Annotated in this window: 15 protein-coding genes; 9 read left to right on the forward strand and 6 right to left on the reverse strand. The window is 56.2% G+C overall.

Translation table 11 applies throughout. The features are described 5' to 3' along the window. The first annotated feature begins 47 nt into the window (after nt 1-47). Both HH216_RS08325 and HH216_RS08330 read left to right on the forward strand, forming a co-directional pair. Nucleotides 48-2,345 (forward strand): glycoside hydrolase family 3 protein, encoded by a 2,298-nt coding sequence (locus HH216_RS08325; protein ID WP_254448822.1) that lies wholly within the window; start codon nt 48-50, stop codon nt 2,343-2,345. A gap of 90 nt (nt 2,346-2,435) precedes the next feature. After that, a complete protein-coding gene (locus tag HH216_RS08330; protein ID WP_169550402.1) occupies nt 2,436-2,792 on the forward strand; it encodes a hypothetical protein in 357 nt (118 codons plus the stop codon). A gap of 407 nt (nt 2,793-3,199) precedes the next feature. Here HH216_RS08330 and HH216_RS08335 read toward each other — a convergent pair whose 3' ends face one another. Beyond that, nucleotides 3,200-5,230 carry a c-type cytochrome gene (locus HH216_RS08335; RefSeq protein WP_169550403.1) on the reverse strand — a complete coding sequence of 677 codons (2,031 nt, stop codon included), beginning with the start codon at nt 5,228-5,230 and terminating at the stop codon, nt 3,200-3,202. 11 nt (nt 5,231-5,241) lie between these two features. Further along, complete coding sequence (locus HH216_RS08340) at nt 5,242-7,122, reverse strand: 3-keto-disaccharide hydrolase (protein ID WP_169550404.1); 1,881 nt, start codon at nt 7,120-7,122, stop codon at nt 5,242-5,244. Nucleotides 7,123-7,316: 194 nt separating this feature from the next. On the opposite strand from HH216_RS08340, the gene HH216_RS08345 reads away from it, so the two are divergent. Together HH216_RS08345 and HH216_RS08350 are read left to right on the forward strand one after the other, a co-directional pair. Beyond that, the gene (locus HH216_RS08345) at nt 7,317-8,123 is read left to right on the forward strand and encodes a 3-keto-disaccharide hydrolase (protein WP_169550405.1); all 807 of its coding nucleotides are present in this window, start codon (nt 7,317-7,319) and stop codon (nt 8,121-8,123) included. 218 nt (nt 8,124-8,341) lie between these two features. Beyond that, nucleotides 8,342-8,839 (forward strand): SixA phosphatase family protein, encoded by a 498-nt coding sequence (locus HH216_RS08350; RefSeq protein ID WP_169550406.1) that lies wholly within the window; start codon nt 8,342-8,344, stop codon nt 8,837-8,839. A 6-nt stretch (nt 8,840-8,845) separates the two neighbouring features. Here HH216_RS08350 and HH216_RS08355 read toward each other — a convergent pair whose 3' ends face one another. From HH216_RS08355 to HH216_RS08370, 4 genes are all read right to left on the reverse strand, one after another. After that, nucleotides 8,846-9,406: an energy transducer TonB gene (locus HH216_RS08355; protein WP_169550407.1), complete on the reverse strand. Its 561-nt coding sequence runs from the start codon at nt 9,404-9,406 to the stop codon at nt 8,846-8,848. A 14-nt stretch (nt 9,407-9,420) separates the two neighbouring features. Next, entirely contained in the window at nt 9,421-10,233 is an 813-nt protein-coding gene (locus tag HH216_RS08360; RefSeq protein WP_169550408.1) for a M56 family metallopeptidase, read from the reverse strand. Next, nucleotides 10,230-10,595 (reverse strand): BlaI/MecI/CopY family transcriptional regulator, encoded by a 366-nt coding sequence (locus tag HH216_RS08365; protein WP_169550409.1) that lies wholly within the window; start codon nt 10,593-10,595, stop codon nt 10,230-10,232. Before HH216_RS08365 ends, HH216_RS08360 begins: the two co-directional genes overlap by 4 nt. Before the next feature lie 157 nt (nt 10,596-10,752). Next, nucleotides 10,753-11,085: a hypothetical protein gene (locus HH216_RS08370; protein ID WP_169550410.1), complete on the reverse strand. Its 333-nt coding sequence runs from the start codon at nt 11,083-11,085 to the stop codon at nt 10,753-10,755. Nucleotides 11,086-11,343: 258 nt separating this feature from the next. Between HH216_RS08370 and HH216_RS08375 the strand changes: the two genes are divergently transcribed. From HH216_RS08375 to HH216_RS08395, 5 genes are all read left to right on the forward strand, one after another. Further along, nucleotides 11,344-12,660, forward strand: coding sequence for a family 1 glycosylhydrolase (locus tag HH216_RS08375; protein WP_169550411.1), 1,317 nt, complete (start codon nt 11,344-11,346; stop codon nt 12,658-12,660). Nucleotides 12,661-13,027: 367 nt separating this feature from the next. Continuing rightward, nucleotides 13,028-13,975, forward strand: a complete 948-nt coding sequence (gene coxB, locus HH216_RS08380) for a cytochrome c oxidase subunit II (RefSeq protein WP_169550412.1) — start codon at nt 13,028-13,030, stop codon at nt 13,973-13,975. Further along, a complete protein-coding gene (ctaD, locus tag HH216_RS08385) occupies nt 13,972-15,666 on the forward strand; it encodes a cytochrome c oxidase subunit I (protein ID WP_169550413.1) in 1,695 nt (564 codons plus the stop codon). Before coxB ends, ctaD begins: the two co-directional genes overlap by 4 nt. After that, complete coding sequence (locus HH216_RS08390) at nt 15,644-16,210, forward strand: cytochrome c oxidase subunit 3 (protein ID WP_169550414.1); 567 nt, start codon at nt 15,644-15,646, stop codon at nt 16,208-16,210. Before ctaD ends, HH216_RS08390 begins: the two co-directional genes overlap by 23 nt. After that, entirely contained in the window at nt 16,207-17,070 is an 864-nt protein-coding gene (locus HH216_RS08395; RefSeq protein WP_169550415.1) for a cytochrome c oxidase assembly protein, read from the forward strand. The genes HH216_RS08390 and HH216_RS08395 overlap by 4 nt, the downstream gene beginning before the upstream one ends. The last annotated feature ends 29 nt before the right edge of the window (nt 17,071-17,099 follow it).

The following is a 17,099-nucleotide window of genomic DNA, read 5'->3' on the forward strand; positions in this document are numbered from 1 at the left end:
ATAAGTTTGTTTATCCGCTTTGCCTGAGCGTCCTGCTACCCGTTGGGATGGTCATGGCGCAGACACCCCAGAAATGGACGTCGCAGACGACCGGCTCCATCGTTCGCGTAACAAATCCCGGCGGGCAATCGCTCGGTTATTCGACCGCGTCCGGCGTTAAGCTGCTGACCGTCGACGGGCTGGCCTTTAAAGATCTCAACAAAAACGGGCGTCTGGATGCCTACGAAGACTGGCGGCTGCCCGCCCTCGACCGGGCAAAAGACCTCGCCAAACACATGACCGTCGAGCAGATCGCTGGGCTGATGCTGTATAGCAAACACCAGCCAATCCCGGCGGCTCCGGGTGGCCCGTTTGCCGGTACCTACGGCGGGAAAGTGTTTGCGCAGAGTGGGGCCAACGTCAGCGATTTGTCCGATCAGCAAAAAGAGTTTTTAACAAACGACAATCTGCGGCACGTGCTGGTTACGTCGGTGGAAAGTCCGGAAGCGGCCGCTAATTGGAACAATAACGCGCAGGCGCTGGTCGAAGGAATCGGGCTGGGTATTCCGATCAACAGCAGTTCCGACCCGCGTCACGGCACCCGCGCCGATGCTGAGTTCAACGCCGGGGCCGGTGGTACGATTTCGATGTGGCCCGGTTCGCTGGGCATGGCCGCGACGTTCAACCCCGAACTGGTCCGGCAATTTGGGCAGGTGGCAGCGGCTGAGTACCGCGCGCTGGGTATTGCTACCACGCTATCGCCACAGGTCGATCTGGCAACGGACCCCCGCTGGAACCGCGTCAGTGGCACCTTCGGCGAAGACCCAAAATTGACGACCGACATGGCCCGCGCGTACATCGACGGTTTCCAGACATCGACGGGTAAGCAGGAAATCAACAGTGGCTGGGGCTATACGAGCGTCAACGCGATGGTGAAGCACTGGCCGGGTGGCGGTTCGGGTGAAGGCGGTCGCGATGCCCACTACGGCTACGGCAAATACGCGGTTTATCCCGGTAAAAACTTCAGTACGCACCTGATGCCATTTATCGATGGCGCGTTCAAACTGAATGGCAAAACGAGCACCTCGGCGGCTGTGATGCCTTACTACACGATCTCGTTCGGGCAGGACAAAAAGTACGGCGAGAACGTCGGCAACAGCTACAACAAATATATCGTGGGCGACCTGTTGCGGCAGAAGTACAGCTACGACGGTGTGGTCTGCACCGACTGGCTCATCACGGCCGACGAAACCGCTGTTGACGTATTCCTGACCGGAAAATCGTGGGGTGTTGAAAAGCTATCGCTCGCCGAGCGGCATTACAAAGCCCTTATGGCTGGTGTCGATCAGTACGGCGGCAACAACGACGCCGGCCCGGTTATGGGTGCGTATCAGCTGGGTGTGAAAGAACACGGCGAACAGTTTATGCGCGCCCGGTTTGAATTGTCGGCGGTGCGGCTGCTGCAAAACGTTCTGCGCGTTGGCCTGTTCGAAAACCCGTATCTGGACCCGGCGCAAACAAAGCAAACCGTCGGCAAGGCCGATTATATGAAAGCCGGTTATCAGGCGCAGTTACAGTCGGTGGTGATGCTAAAAAACAAGGCCAACACGCTGCCGATAAGCAAGGGTAAAAAAGTATACGTGCCGAAGCGCTTCATCCCGGCGGGTCGGAATTTCCTCGGCATACCAACGCCCGAAAGCAACAACTATCCGATGAACGTAGAAGTGCTGAAGAAGTACTACACGTTGGTAGATACGCCCGCCGAAGCTGATTTTGCGCTTGTCGTGATTGAGAGCCCGGAGTCGGGCGGGGGGTATACCAAAGAAGCGGCAAAAGATGGCAAGACGGGCTACGTACCGATCAGTCTGCAATACCGGCCCTACACGGCGCAGGGGGCGCGTAACCCAAGCATCGGCGGGGGCGATCCGCTGGAAACTTTCACGAATCGCAGCTACGACGGCAAATCGACCAAAACGATCAACGCGACCGACCTGACGATGGTGACGGACACCTACGCAAAAATGAACGGTAAGCCCGTCGTCGTGTCGGTACGGGTCAACAATCCGCTGGTGTTTGCCGAACTGGAACCGTCGACCAATGCGATTCTGGCCAACTTCGGCATTCAGGATCAGGCCCTGCTCGACATCGTGTCGGGCGCGCATGAACCGTCGGCCCTGTTGCCGATGCAAATGCCCGCCAACATGCGGACGGTAGAGCAGCAGGCCGAAGACGTCCCCCGCGACATGCAATCCTACGTCGACGCAGACGGCCACACCTACGACTTCGGCTACGGCCTGAACTGGAAAGGCGTCATCAACGACGCCCGCACCGCGACGTACAAGCGGAGTGTGCTGACGTTGAAATAGTATACCCTCACCCCCGGCCCCTCTCCCAAAACGGGAGAGGGGTGACTCTAATGGTGGATTATTCTACGATTTTATCACCAGTTCGATACCGTGGAAACAGTGACGTTAGCTGTCGAATCTTATTTGTTTGAAGATGAAACTCATCAATTTCGGGCCATACCGTTTTATGAGTTATCTATTGACGAATGGGTTGTATATCAAGATGGTAAGCCCAAATATCTGATCGACTTCAACAGACGCGATAAGCCTATTATCCAGTTTCTAAACAAGCAGCTTAGAGGGAGGGATGGTTTAGACAGTGTAGTCAACAAACTTGGCAAACAGTTTGATCAACATTGGACCACCAAGCATAACATTGATGGAGAAGAGATTGCTGATTCATGGCAGGTGGAACAAGTAACGCTTGAACTGTTTGATAGCATAGAAAATTGGGGTGCAATGAGATGATTATTCATCATCGACGGAAGACCCAACTGAGGGAGGCTTTACAATTGCGTTAGCCTAGCTCTTTAATATAAGAAACAGATTTACCGTTTTGGTGCACATACACGATGAAAACAGTTCAGGACCTCAATAACAGCAAAATGCCTGTTGTACGAATTGATCCCTCGTTAGAGCAGTATCGTGACAGAGTGCTCTTCCCAAATAAATTGACCGAAGCCAACTCAATGCTGAAAACGGCGAAGATACCGGCTCGGAAACGGGGTGATTTCTGAATTTCTATTTCCTGCTACTGCTAGTCACCCCTCTCCTGTTTTAGGAGAGGGGCCGGGGACGGTCGGCCGCTGCCGTGAGGTCAATCTCTAAAACGAAAATCCCCGCTGAGTCCTCAGCGGGGATTTTCGTTTATAGAACTAAGGCTGTTTACTGCTTCGGCGCGTCGGGATTGCTGCTGCTACCGCTGCCACTGGCGGGGCCAGCGAGTTGATCCAGGCGGCAATCTTCAGCGCGTCGGCTTTCGGGACCTGCGGCATGGGCGGCATCTCGGTCGCGTAGTCGGGCCAGTTGGTCGGCTTGGGATGGTAGATCAGCTCGACAATCTGATCGTTGGTGTACCGACGTTTGGCAACGTCCGAGTAAGCCGGGCCAACCTGCCGTTTGTTCGCCTGATGGCAGGCCAAGCAGGTGTGCCGGGCGAGCAAGCCTTTCACCTCGTCGTAGGTTGGTGCTTTGGCCATTGAAATAGCCTGCCCTTCCTGAATTTTGGGCTTGGCGCCCGTCGTCACTTTACCCTTCGTCGCAGTGGCTTTTTTGCCCGTTGCGGGGGCTGCTGCCGGTGCCGTTGTAGCGGGTGTAGCGGCTGAGTTGCGGGTGCTTACTTCGTTCATCGCCAGCTTCTGCCCGTCGGGAATGTTGTTGAGCGTGTAGTAGGCAATCGGGTGAACGAGTGAGTACGAACCTTCGGCACCGCGCACACCATCAAGCGTGAGCTGATGGATGTAGTACCGGCGCAGGTCGCCCACGATCACGCGCGCTTTCATATTGTCGGCCGACACTTTCACGCCTTTCAGCGGCAGCGCTTCCTTGTTAACCGTCGGGCTACCGTAGACCGAGTGGTACTTGTATAGGAAGCTTTCAACGCGGTACGACGCCAGATCTTCGGCCGATTTCCGGTCGACGGGCTTCGTGAATTCCACCTCGAACCCGTCGGGCATTGCTTTCACCGTGCGGATTTCAAATGGTACGGCTCCATTCCAGACCAACCGTTGCAGACCCTCGTTGGCGTCACCAGCTGAACCCCAGCCCCGGTTGGTTTCACCCACGAACAGCGAGCCGTCTTTGGCCCACGCCATCCGCAGTACACCCGACCGAAAGCCATTACGTAGTTCGATAGCTCCGCCCTGATACTCGCCGTTTACTTTCTCCATAAACACCCGCGAGATTTTGCTCATGCCCTGATCGCCGACCAGTAACTGCCCGGCAAACGGACCGAACACGCCCTGCGGAATCTCCAGAATTTCGGAGTTGGAAATGCCGAGCACACCGTGGGGTAGCCACACCGCCGGAACCTGCACGTCGGCACCGGGAAACTGCTCTTTCATCGTGTAGAGCAGCGTCGGCTTTTCGTTGGCGATGTTTTCGGGTTTGATCGCATGACCATCTTCGTCGCGCCGACGGCGTTCGTCGATCTTGGCGAAGAACGTTTCCTGCGACAGCTTGACCGGCGAATTGGCCATACTGGTCCAGCGCAGACCCGCCGGGTGTCCGACAAACGAGCCTTTCTTGACGTGAACGATACCACCCGACCCCATCCAGTCGCCCTGATTGTCGGCGTAGAACAGTTCGTTGTCGAAAATACCTAGGCCGCAGGGCGAGCGCATGCCCGTTGCCCAGGGCTGCATCTTGCCTTCCGGGGTGATGTTCATTGTCCAGCCGCGCCAGGGGACCCGGCTTTCACCCCGCCACCATTCTTCGTCGCCGAAGGCCACGTTGCCCGTCACGAAAAAAGTACCGTCGGGGGCAATCTTCGGGCCGAAGCTGTATTCGTGGTAGTGTCCCGACAGCGGCCATGCGTAGACCGTCTCGAACACGTCGGCCTTACCGTCGTTGTTGGTGTCCTGCATCTTGGTCAGTTCACCGCGCTGCGCGCAGAAAAGTGCCCCGTCTTTGTAGGCCAGCCCCAGAATCTCGTGCAGCCCCGACGCATACTTGCGGAAGAAGGGCGCGCGGCTCGTGGGGTTTTCCACGATCCAGATGTCGCCCCGGCGCGTCGCTACACCGAGGTTGCCGCCCGGTAGCGTGACCAGCCCACCCACTTCGAGCAATGTGCCTTCGGGGGCGGTCAGTTTCTGAATTTTAAAGAAGTCTTCCTCCTTCGGCGACTCCTGCGCCAGTGCCGTCGTCAGGCTGGCAGCTGCGAGCAGCGTAGTCAGTAGTTTTTTCATATCGGTTGGCCTTAAAAAAGGATTGAGTACGTGAGTTTGCCTTTTACCGGTACGATCAGTTCCTGACCGCCCGCGCTTTCCCGCACCTGCGGTTTTGCGCCACCCAGATCGTCAAGGCGAATGTATTCCTGCCCGTCGATCAGGTACATGTTGTTGTCCATCGCGCTGATCGTGCTGCCGCTGGCCAGCCGGGCGTATAGATCGCCCGATGGGTTGGTGACGGTCAGTTCGCGTTGCAGACCCTGTCCCTGTTCCAGCACCCGGATCTTGTCATCGACCGATGCGCCGTAGGTCTGGTAGCGGAAGGTTGGGCGGTCGTTGGCATCCAGTACGTAGCCTTTCGGGCGGTAGCCGGTGCCGGTGGTGTCGGTGGCCCAGTTGGCTTGCCCTGACGGTAGTTTGGCGAGAAACAGCATTGGTGTACCCATGCGTTGTACCATGCCCATCGGCCGCGACGAGCCATCGCCCCGGTCGTGCCACATCGGCGTAGTGTCGAGGAACTGCCCGCGCCACACCTGCACCAGCGCGCCCTTGTCGAGGTCGTAGGTGTAGTGTACATTGTCGGGGCTGCCGACTGAAATGGCGTGGGTAACGCGGGTACGTTTGCCCTGCGAACGAATGTCGCCGGGAACGTCCATGAAGCTGCGAAGGATGGTGTTGGCCGTCGACGCATCGACCAGAATCGGGTCGACTTCTTCCCCGCCAGCCGTCGTCGCATCGCTGATGACGAATTCGCGCACGCCCGGTCCGGCAACGCTCAGGCCCAGCGCAGGCTGCACCCAATCCATGTATTTCGAGTAGAACAGTTCAACCGGCACGTCGCCTTTGGGTAGGGTTACTTTACCGGTTCCGTTGCCCGAATAACCGACGAGCGGTACAACGGTTTGATTACCAATTTTCAGCGATCCCGCACCACCTGGTACGCCCAGCCGGAAGCGGTATTCGCCCGGCTCGGCCACGCGCAGCGTACCTTTGTAGCGGATCAGCATCTCATTCGGAATCCGGCTCACCGCCGACGACAGTACCGTAGTTGGTCCTTCCGATTCGGGCGCGGTTTTGTCGTATTCCGGCTCTTTCTCGTATTTGCCTTTATACACCGAGAACGTCAGGTTGACCAGTTCCGGGCGAGGTTTGTCGTAGGCTATGTAACGAATGTTGCGGAACGCGACGGCCCCGTGATCGCCCTGAATAACCAGCGGACCGGTAGCTTTCTCGTCGTTGCTGATGGCACCACGCGTCGGGCCGCTTAGTTCGACGTTGTCATGAATCAGGACGCCGTTCAGTTCGACGTTCAGCAGTTTGGCGTTCTCCGTTTTCTGACCCTGCGCGTTGAAGCGGGGTGCCTGAAACGAAATTTTCAAATGCTGCCACAGACCCGGTGCGCGGCTGGCATTCTGCCGGGCAGGGTGGCCTTCATAACCGTTCTGCCCGGCGGGTTTCTTGTCGTCCCATCGTTGGTAGATCGAGCCGTTGTCGCCCGAACCGGGATTCTTTACCCGCCAGCTATCGGCCAGCTGGATCTCGTAACGTCCCTGCAAATAGACGCCCGAGTTGCCGTCTTTGGCGAGCATGAAATCCAGTTCCAGATCGGCGTCGCCGTGTTGCAACTGTGTGGTCAGGTCACCGGCTTTCGCGTTCTTTTTGTCGGAGGGCAGGTTCACCAGTACGCCCGTTCCCTTGTCGGTAGACAGCGTGTTGGCTTTGTTCAGATCGGCGCGTACCGACCCGACAATTTGCCAGTTGGGTGTGGGGTTTACAAACGCGCTGAGGTCGTTGAGCGGTATCGGCGTACCGGCTTCGGGGGCGGGCTGCGCAAGGGTCAGTCCTGCGCCTAATGTCCAGCCGACGGCCAGCAGCCAACGGGTCGTTGCTGCGTAGAATGGGTTTGACATGAAAAGAAATGAAGGTTTTACGCTCGAAATTACCAATTTTTTAGCCTACCTAAACCAAATACTGCATTTGCTCTATCTTTGGGGCGCACTGAAGTAAGCGGCTCTCGTCGGCTATCGGTTGGTCTCTCAATGGCCTGTTTAGGTAGTTCTGCACGGTCGTCGACTTACGTATCTGTTAACCCTTTTTTACGTTCATGAAGAAAACATCAGTAACCCTTGCCGCCTGCGCTGCCCTGCTGACGTTCGCGTTGTCGACAACGTCGATGGCTCAAAATCAAGGCAGTAAACAAACGCCTGAATCGACCGAAATCTACGAACCCGTTCCGCCCGTCGTGACGCCGGGTACCGTATCGGCCAACACCAGCGGCACAACGCCACCGTCTGACGCGACCGTGCTGTTTGATGGTAAAAATACGGATCAGTGGGTGGCCATCACGGGCTACGACCCGGCTAGCTGGGAGAAGACCAACGCGGGACCGCTGAAGTGGCCCGTAACCGACGGCGTCCTGTATTCGACCAAAGGGTTTTCGGCCCGCTCGAAGAAAGAGTTCAACGATTTTCAGTTGCACATCGAGTTCAAAACGCCCGAAAAGGTAGAGGGTAAAGGGCAGGGCCGGGGCAACAGCGGTATCTTCCTGCAAGGCCGTTACGAATTACAGGTGCTCGACAACTACGAGAATCCGACGTACGTCGACGGTATGGTGGGCTCGATCTATAAGCAGGCAATTCCACTGGCCAACCCCAGCCGCAAACCGGGTGAGTGGCAGAGCTACGACATCGTTTATCAGGCGCCCCGTTTCAACAAGGCTGGCCTGATGACCGATTATGCCTACGTAACGGTGTTGCTCAACGGCGTACTGGTACAGAACCACGCGGCTATCCGCGGTACGACGGAGTACATCGGTTACCCGAAAGTGCAGGCCCACGGTGCCGGTCCGATCCTGATTCAGGATCACGGTAACCCGGTCGGCTTCCGCAACATCTGGATTCGCGATCTGTAGATTTTTCTAACACAAAAAACGCCCTCAGTTTACAGCTGAGGGCGTTTTGTTTTTGCTGTGTAGGTGGACGGAGTTAGTAGCCTGGACCTCCAGGTCCGGGTGGGCGCGATAGCGACCAAAAAAAGCTTCCGCCTGCGATAGTTGTCCTAACGGGCACCCGGACCTGGAGGTCCAGGCTACTAACTCCGTCCATCTACACGATTACTCAGCAATAAACCATGAAACAACTAGCTATCGGACTACTTCTGCTACTGAGCAGCTGCTCGACTACGACGGTCTATCTGGTACGTCACGCGGAAAAGGTTGACGAATCAGATTCGACCGATTTGTCGATTGCTGGTAAGGCGCGGGCTGTTGCGCTGGCCGATACGTTGGTCAATAAGCACGTCGACCTGATTCTGACGACGCCATACCGACGCACTCGTCAGACGGCAGAACCACTTGCCCAGCGCCTGAACTTACCCATCGAAGCGTATCCGGCAGCGCCCATTGATGCGGGCGTTTCGCGGATCAATCGTGTTCGTAACAAAACGCTGCTGGTCGTTGGGCACAGCAACACCGTGCTTGAACTGGCTCGCGGTCTAGGAGTTACCCCAACGCTGACGAAAATCAACGGTACCGACTTCGACAATCTGCTTCGGGTACGTATCCGCCGGACACCCTTTCGGCGCTCCGTTCAGCTGCGCGAAAGCACATACGGTCAGTCGACGCAGTAGCCGCGCCTATTTCGTCGTGACTTTGATCGTGCTATTTTCCTTGTCGACATCGACACGGATTATGCTTTCTGTGGGGATTTTCTGAAACTCTTCTTTAGTAACCTCCTTACCGTTCAAGACAACCGTTTTGATGTCTTTGAGATAACCCGTTGGCTCGCTCTCTGAGTCAAGTTGGAAGTTGATCGGCAAATTGTAGCGAACGTTAACCGGTTCGGTACCCTGCCGACCTGGTTCCCAGCGGGGCATTTTGCCGACGACACGCACGGCTTCTTCGCCCGTACCGAAGCCAACATCTTTCAGCACACGCACGTCGGTGATTTCACCGGTTTTCGTCACGATGAAATTCACGAATACGCGGCCCTGTACATTGGCTTTCTCAGCCGCAGCGGGGTATTTTAGATTATTCTGCATGTAGCTGCCCAGCTCTTTCATGCCGCCTGGAAATTCCGGCTGCTGTTCAACAACGGTAAATATTTCACCGTCAACTTTTACGGGCTTTTTTGCCGATACATTAGCGGATGCTTCGGCCTGCGTCGTCGGTTTGTCCTGTTCAGACTGGGTACACATCACAAGGGTAGCGGCTAGGGGAAGCACCAGCGCATAGCCGAGCAGGGTCCGGCGGGGGAAGCGGGTTTTTGTAACATGATTACGCGTTGTTTGAGGGTTGAAAAGGAAATAAAAGGGGTTGTCAGCGCAGCGACTGGCGCGTCGAGTGCGTACGAAACGAGTTGATGCGCGTAGCTGGTGTTGACCTGCCCGGCTGCGGCTTTGTCGGCCAGAAATTCGTGTACTTCCTGCAAAGCCCGTTTGTAGTACAAGAGAGTCGGGTTGAACCAAAACACCGCCTGAGCAATCTCCAGAATCAGTACGTCGATGGTATGTCTTTGCCGGATGTGTGCTTCTTCGTGGCGGAGCAGTGCAGCGGGCGGGTTGTCGGCGTCAGTGCGGTTCAGGACGAGGTAGCGGCCGAAGGAAAATGACGCGACCTGATTGTGTGCCAACCGGATAAGTACGTAACCACCTTGCGGCTGTGCTGACCCATGACGAATAAGCTGATGAACGGCCCGGAGTCGCCATGCCAACCGGAGCAGCATAACCAACGTGCCTGCACCGTACACAATCCACAACATGACAGGTACGGACCAATCGAAGGCCATAGGCTGCGGCTGTCGCCCAACGGTGATTGAGGGTAACGTAATCACCCCGGTCGGCAACGTTTCACCCGCCGACTCCGGGATACTGGCGAAAGGCAGTAGCAACGACGCGAACAATGACAGCAGCAGGTAAGCCCGATTCAGATCGAAATAGGTTGTCCGGCGAAGCAGTAGCTGATAGCATCCCGCAAACAGCAGGAGGTACAGTGTCGAGCGGAGGAAATAGTCGATGGCGTTCATGGCTTTTTCTGCTGGTTTAGGAGCTTGATGATATCGTCGGCTTCGGACAGGCTGAGGTTTTTTTCCCTCACGAAAAAGGAGACGAGCTTCTTCAGCGAATTGTCGAAGTAGTTCTCCATGAGCTGTTCGGTCTGGAAACGGCGGTATTCTTCTTCTGTGATGAGGGGGAAGTACTCGTGCGTTTTCCCGTAGGCCGTGTAGCCGACCAGCTCCTTCTTTTCCAGAATTCGAATAATCGTCGATACGGTATTATAGGCGGGTTTCGGATCGGGTAATTCGGCGAGCACATCCTTGACGAACCCTTTTCCGATCTGCCACAGTACCCGCATAATTTCTTCTTCGGCTTTGGTCAGTTCACGCATAAAATTTGGCTACAGCTGGTCGATTCTCAATAGGCTTGAAAGGTATGACTAATGTATTAGTTTCACAACTAATCTATTAGTTATTATGTTAAAAAAAAACAGCCGACCGCAGTCGACTGCCTGATAAACAGCATAGTCACTGCCAGTTACCGGCGCGTCAGTTACCCAGCACGAACGTAATGGTCATGGATGCACCGTCGATAGACCGGTCGTGGACCTTCATACCACTGTCTTCGTCGAATAGCCGGTCGCCGATGATAGGCAGTGTACCGAACGTTTTGTGGTATTTATAAATGCTCTCGAAGCAGATAGCCAGTCGGCTTGTGCAGGTGGCAGCCACGATCTGATCTTCGTACCAGTTGACGGTCGATGCGATCTTGCGTATTTCGTATAGGTGCCGCTCCGACAATAGAAACTGAATCTTCCATTCGTTGATGTACCAGTCATCACTACCAAACACATCCACTACCGATTGAATGGGTCGTTCCATGCTAAGAAACCGTTTTGAGCGTATCACTGATCTACCTGGGTGACTCTATGCAGTTTACGGAATAAAGGCAACTAGTACATACACTTGTTCGTAATTTTCTGCCGAGAATAGACTAAGCGGTAAAATAGGAGTAACCCGGCCGCCGGGCGAGCCATAATTACTGGTTCTGGCCAGTTGTTTTAATCATAACTTAAAAAACAAACCAGCGCCGGGCGAGTCTCTGTATCAACCAGATTGTACAGTAAACCCGCCTTAGCTATGACGACGCAATTTCTGTTTGCCACCGGTATTGAAAACAGTAATCCGACTATTCAGAACGGAGCCGTCCGGATGGATGAGCTGGAAAAATGCGGACACTACAAACACTGGCAAACCGACTTTGACCTCGTACAGGACTTAGGTATTGAATTCCTGCGGTACGGGCCACCCCTGTTCTCGACGTTTCTGGGCGACGGAAAATACGACTGGAGTTTTGCCGATCTGGCGTTTGCTGATCTGCACCGGCGCGATATCATTCCCATTGTCGACCTCTGTCATTTCGGCGTGCCCAACTGGATTGGTAACTTTCAGAATCCTGATTTTCCCCGGCTGTTTGCCAGCTACGCCAAAGCCTTTGCCCAGCGGTATCCGTGGGTACAGCTCTATACGCCCGTCAACGAGATGTATATCTGCGCCAAGTTCTCGGCCCTCTACGGCTGGTGGAACGAGCAGCTGAGTACGGATCTGGCTTTCGTAACGGCCCTCAAACACATCGTGAAAGCCAATGTGCTGGCCATGCAGGCGATTCTGGAAGTGCGGCCCGACGCGATTTTTATCCAGAGTGAATCGTCGGAATACTTCCACGCGGAAAACCCGGCGGCTATCAAACCCGCCGAGTCGATGAACGCCAAGCGGTTTCTGTCGCTCGACCTGAACTACGGGCTGCGGGTCGACTCGGATATGTACGAGTACCTGATGGACAACGGCATGACCCGCGACGAGTACCATTTTTTCTTCGGTCAGAGCCTGAAACAGTACTGTATCATGGGCAACGACTATTACCAGACCAACGAACACCGCGTATTGGCCGACGGTAACACGGTGGCGTCGGGGGAGGTGTTTGGGTATCACGTTATCACGACGCAGTACCACAACCGCTACCGGCTGCCGGTGATGCATACGGAAACGAATCTGTGGCAGGGGCCCAACGGCGACGAAGCTGTAAACTGGCTCTGGAAGGAGTGGGCCAACGTGCTGCGAGTGCGTAACGACGGGGTGCCGATTGTGGGTTTTACGTGGTACTCGCTCACTGATCAGATCGACTGGGATACGGCCCTACGCGAAAATAACGGCCGCGTAAATCCGCTGGGGCTGTATGACCTCGACCGGAAAATCAGGCCGGTAGGGGAAGCCTATAAACAACTCATCGCCGACTGGCGGCAGGTGCTGCCCGCGCACAGTATCTGCTTGCAGGTACCCATCGTGCGGCCCAGCGAAAGCGACCAGGGGTGGGCGCAGCAGCAACAGCAGGACGCTCGTCTGCTCCGGAAAGATGTGTCGGCGAAAATGGCTGCGGCTAATCAGATCAACCAGTAAATGCGTGGTTCGCTGTTCGACTCTAAAGCCGAAACGACCTATGGGAACCGCTCCTTTGTAGTGGTTAGCCCGCTGCTGATGGCGCTGTTAGTCAGTCTACCCTGATGGATTGGGAGCATTAAACTTCCGTTAATCCCCAAGACCATTTGATACGATTACGGTTAGTTCTAGCGGGTGAATCGGTTGAATTACTTAGCCAGACGAAGCGTCGTTCCTGTAGTTGAGCCAACCCTGGCGCCCCGATTTGTAGCCTGTGCGGACTGCAACCAAACTTTGATTCGTACTTGTAAACCTTGTGGATTACAGATAAGTAGTGATCAGACTGCCAGATTAGTCGGAAGGACCGATCCTACTGTCTGAGATTTGTATGGAGAAATTTTCACAGCTGCCTTATTTTCTGTCTCCTGCTTCCGGACAGGCTGACCGCATCGCTTCGCTGACGACGTACTTCATCATCGCGGCTCTGTTCGTGCTGGCGGTGGTTATTGGGCTGCTCATTTACGTGTCGGTGCGGTTCCGGGCCAAACCCGGCGACGGGGAGCCAAAGCAGTTTACGGGGAATAAAGTTGTCGAGGGGTTTATGATCGGGGTACCCACGCTACTCGTCGCGGTGTTTATGTACCTGACGATTGATACGATGGCGAACGTGATGCCCGCCCCCGCCGGAAATCAGCGCCCCGACGTCGTCATTACCGGCCACCGCTACTGGTGGGAAGCCAGCTACCCCGGCACAAAAGCGATTGTTGCCAACGAAATTCATTTGCCCGTCGGGCGCAAATTACTGGTGCATATCAACGCGGCCGACGTCATTCACGACTGGTGGGTACCGCAGCTGGGTGCCAAGATGGACGCCATTCCGGGCCGCACCAACTACGTCTGGACGACCATTCAGAAGCCCGGCGTATACGAAGGCGCGTGCAGTGAATTTTGCGGGGCACAGCACGCCTGGATGCGGATCAAAGTTGTTGCCCAGCCCGAAGCGGAGTTCAGAAAGTGGGTCGCGCAGAAGGAGCAGGACGCCACGACGCAACTAAGCGCATCGGCGCAGGCGGGGGCCGCTTTTTTCAGCCATCAGCCCTGCGGAAGCTGCCACCGTATTCGCGGGACGGCCGCTAACGGCAACGTCGGCCCTGACCTGACGCACTTCGGTAGCCGGAAAATCATGCTGGCCGGGCTGCTGGAAAACAACCCCGAAAACCTGCGGAAGTGGCTCACCGAGCCGCAGCACGTGAAGCCGGGCGCGCTGATGCCCCGATTCGGTTACCCCAAAGACAGCATCACCGTACTGGTCGATTACCTAACCGCTCTGAAATGATAACGGACGTTCAACTACCCGAACCCAAGACCCCGCTGCCCGGCGCAACGGTCAATTCCGATCAGGGGTTGCTGATGTGGATTTCGTCGGTCGATCATAAGCAGATCGGGATCATGTACATGATCATGACGCTGTTCTATCTGTTTGTCGGCGGGTTGCTGGCGCTGCTGATGCGGGTGCAGCTGATGATGCCGGAAAACACGTTTCTCGCGCCCGACTCGTACAACCAACTCTTTACGATGCACGGTACGACGATGATTTTCTTCGTGCTGACCCCCGCTATTCTGGGTATGGCCGTGTATATGGTGCCATTGCAGATCGGGGCCAACGAGATGGCTTTTCCCCGGCTGAACGCCTTTGCTTTCTGGATTTCGTTCTTCGGCGGTTTGCTGCTCTATTTCAGCTTTCTGGCGGGTGGCGCACCCGACGCGGGCTGGTTCAGCTACGCCCCGCTCAATCAGACGCAGTACTCAGCCTCGCCCGGCATCGACTACTACTGCATCGGGCTGCTGCTATCGGGTATCGGAACGGTATCGACCGCGGCTAATCTGGCCGTAACGATTATTACGCTGCGAACGCCGAGCATGAAGTACAAGTACCTGCCGGTGTTTGTCTGGATGGTGTTTATCAACGCCTTCCTGATTCTGGCGGCTTTCCCGTCGCTCAACGCGGCCCTCGCGATGCTGCTCATCGACCGGCAGCTCGACGGCCATTTTTTCAACACCGACGCGGGCGGGTCGGCTTTACTGTGGCAGCATCTGTTCTGGTTGTTTGGCCACCCCGAAGTGTACATCGTGGTACTGCCGCCGTTTGGGGTGCTGTCGGAAGTGTTTCAGGTGTATTCGCGCAAACCCATCTTCGGCTATCCGTTCGTGGTCGGGTCGGGGATTGCAATTTCGCTGCTGGCGTTCGGCGTGTGGGTCCACCATATGTTCGCGACGGGCATGGGCAACACCGTCAACAGCTTTTTCGCGGTTAGCAGTATGCTCATCGGTATCCCGACGGGCGTCAAGATTTTCAACTGGCTGGGTACGATGTACGGCGGCTCGATCCGGTTCACGACGGGGATGCTGTTTGCCACCGCCTTTCTGGTCGAGTTCACCATCGGCGGACTGAGCGGCATCTCGTTTGCCATCGTGCCCATCGACTGGCAACTGACCGATACGTACTATGTCGTGGCGCACCTGCACTACGTATTTCTGGGTGGTAGCCTGTTCGGGCTGTTTGCCGGATTCTTCTACTGGTTTCCAAAAATCAGCGGGCGGATGTACAGCGAAACGCTCGGTAAGTGGTTTTTCTGGCTGTTTATGATCGGGTTCAACATGACCTTTTTCATGCAGCACATCCTTGGTATCATCGGGATGCCCCGGCGCGTGTACACCTACCCGAATCTGGCCGGCTATAGTTTGCTCAACCTGATTTCGTCGCTGGGGGCGTTCCTGATGGGCGGGTCCATGCTGATCTTTCTGTACCTGCTCTACGACGCCATAAAACGCGGCAAACGGGCGGGCGACAACCCGTGGGACGGCTACACCTTCGAGTGGCTGACGAGTTCGCCCCCGGCCCTGAAAAACTTCACGATACTGCCGCCGGTCTACAGTTTCCGACCCGTACACGACCTGAATCACCCCGAAATCGGCGATTATCAGAAATCCGACGAAGAAAAATATGGAACAAAAGACACTGATTAAACTGATCGTCGGGTCGGAAGCCATTTTCTTTCTGGCCCTGCTGATGGCGTTCGTGTATTTCACCTACGTCCCGACGCTGAACCCCCGCGTCGCCACCACCCTCGACCTGACCACGACGGGTTTGTTTACGGTACTGTTGCTGAGCAGCAGCTTCACGTTCTGGCGGGCGGAGGTCAGCTTCCGGCGCGGGCAGACGAAGTCGTTGCGGCTGTGGCTCAGCGCGACGGTTGTGCTGGGCGTCGTATTTCTGATCGGGCAGGGTATCGAATACACCGGCCTGCTCAGCAAGCAACTGACCGTCAGCAAAGGCACGTTCACGACCAGTTTTTTCACCCTGACGGGCTTCCACGGGCTGCACGTATTGATCGGTATAATCATCCTGTCGATTGTGCTGTATCTCGCGTTTCTGGGTGATCTCGACGATCCCGATTCGGCCCTGCTGCCGTCGGTGGGTATCTACTGGCACTTTGTCGACGTCGTGTGGGCAGTGGTATTCGTGGTCGTATACGTGTTGCCTCACTTTCTAACCCCACGTGCGTCATGAGTTCGGTTATGCACTATTGGTCGTTCGATCTGGTCAGCGTCGGGTTGTTGCTGGCGCTGGGGCTGTTTTACGGCAGCGCGTCGGGCTGGCGGTGGCAGCGGGGCGCGGGGCTGTACGCGGCCGGGCTGGCCTTGCTGGCGCTGGTGCAGTTTTCGCCCCTGCACACGCTGGGCATTACCTGCTCGATGAGCGCGCACATGGTCGGGCATATGCTGTTGTTGCTGCTGGCGGCACCGCTGCTGGTGCTGGGGTTACCGCGTCAGCCGTTAGGCCGGGCACATGGATTTATTGACCGGCTATCAACGGTTTTTCAGGCCGTACCGTGGCTGGGCTGGCTGATCGGTCTAGGGACGATGTGGTTCTGGCATATTCCGGACGTTTACGGAGCTAGTGTCGCGCACGACGATGCCGGTATCATCCCGCTCTGTACGCTGGCTGGCCCGTCGACGGACTGGGCGACGAATGGACTGCATCTGGCGCACCCGGTCAGTCTGGTGTTGGCGGGTATCTGCTTCGCGTGGCCGGTGCTTGGTCCCCAACCCGACCGGCGCATCTTTCCGCTGACGGGAGTACTGTATCTGTTTACGGCCTGCGTGGGTTGCTCACTGCTGGGAATGCTCATCACGTTTGCGCCCGCCGGTAGTTTCGCGGCTTACGCCCCCGGTCAGACGTACTACGCGATGCTGAGCACTCTTCCGGCGGGCTGGCAGCTCCAACCGGCCGTCGACCAGCAAACGGCCGGGCTGCTGATGTGGGTGCCGGGTTGCCTGGTTTACCTGACGGGCGCGCTCTGGCTGTTTTTCGCCTGGCTGACCAACGAGGATGAGACTCATCAGGTCGCACCGGTACGTGCGAATTAGCGTAGACCTGATAGGTTTTCAAAACCTGT

The organism is Spirosoma rhododendri (assembly GCF_012849055.1).
Classification (GTDB): Bacteria; Bacteroidota; Bacteroidia; order Cytophagales; family Spirosomataceae; genus Spirosoma; species Spirosoma rhododendri.

Excerpts from the sequence above, each read along its gene's own strand:
- HH216_RS08325 (WP_254448822.1), top strand. The coding sequence starts at position 48 with ATGGTCATGGCGCAGACACCCCAGAAATGGACGTCGCAGACGACCGGC.
- HH216_RS08335 (WP_169550403.1), bottom strand. The coding sequence starts at position 5,230 with ATGAAAAAACTACTGACTACGCTGCTCGCAGCTGCCAGCCTGACGACG.
- HH216_RS08340 (WP_169550404.1), bottom strand. The coding sequence starts at position 7,122 with ATGTCAAACCCATTCTACGCAGCAACGACCCGTTGGCTGCTGGCCGTC.
- HH216_RS08345 (WP_169550405.1), top strand. The coding sequence starts at position 7,317 with ATGAAGAAAACATCAGTAACCCTTGCCGCCTGCGCTGCCCTGCTGACG.
- HH216_RS08350 (WP_169550406.1), top strand. The coding sequence starts at position 8,342 with ATGAAACAACTAGCTATCGGACTACTTCTGCTACTGAGCAGCTGCTCG.
- HH216_RS08355 (WP_169550407.1), bottom strand. The coding sequence starts at position 9,406 with ATGTGTACCCAGTCTGAACAGGACAAACCGACGACGCAGGCCGAAGCA.
- HH216_RS08360 (WP_169550408.1), bottom strand. The coding sequence starts at position 10,233 with ATGAACGCCATCGACTATTTCCTCCGCTCGACACTGTACCTCCTGCTG.
- HH216_RS08365 (WP_169550409.1), bottom strand. The coding sequence starts at position 10,595 with ATGCGTGAACTGACCAAAGCCGAAGAAGAAATTATGCGGGTACTGTGG.
- HH216_RS08370 (WP_169550410.1), bottom strand. The coding sequence starts at position 11,085 with ATGGAACGACCCATTCAATCGGTAGTGGATGTGTTTGGTAGTGATGAC.
- HH216_RS08375 (WP_169550411.1), top strand. The coding sequence starts at position 11,344 with ATGACGACGCAATTTCTGTTTGCCACCGGTATTGAAAACAGTAATCCG.
- coxB (WP_169550412.1), top strand. The coding sequence starts at position 13,028 with ATGGAGAAATTTTCACAGCTGCCTTATTTTCTGTCTCCTGCTTCCGGA.
- ctaD (WP_169550413.1), top strand. The coding sequence starts at position 13,972 with ATGATAACGGACGTTCAACTACCCGAACCCAAGACCCCGCTGCCCGGC.
- HH216_RS08390 (WP_169550414.1), top strand. The coding sequence starts at position 15,644 with ATGGAACAAAAGACACTGATTAAACTGATCGTCGGGTCGGAAGCCATT.
- HH216_RS08395 (WP_169550415.1), top strand. The coding sequence starts at position 16,207 with ATGAGTTCGGTTATGCACTATTGGTCGTTCGATCTGGTCAGCGTCGGG.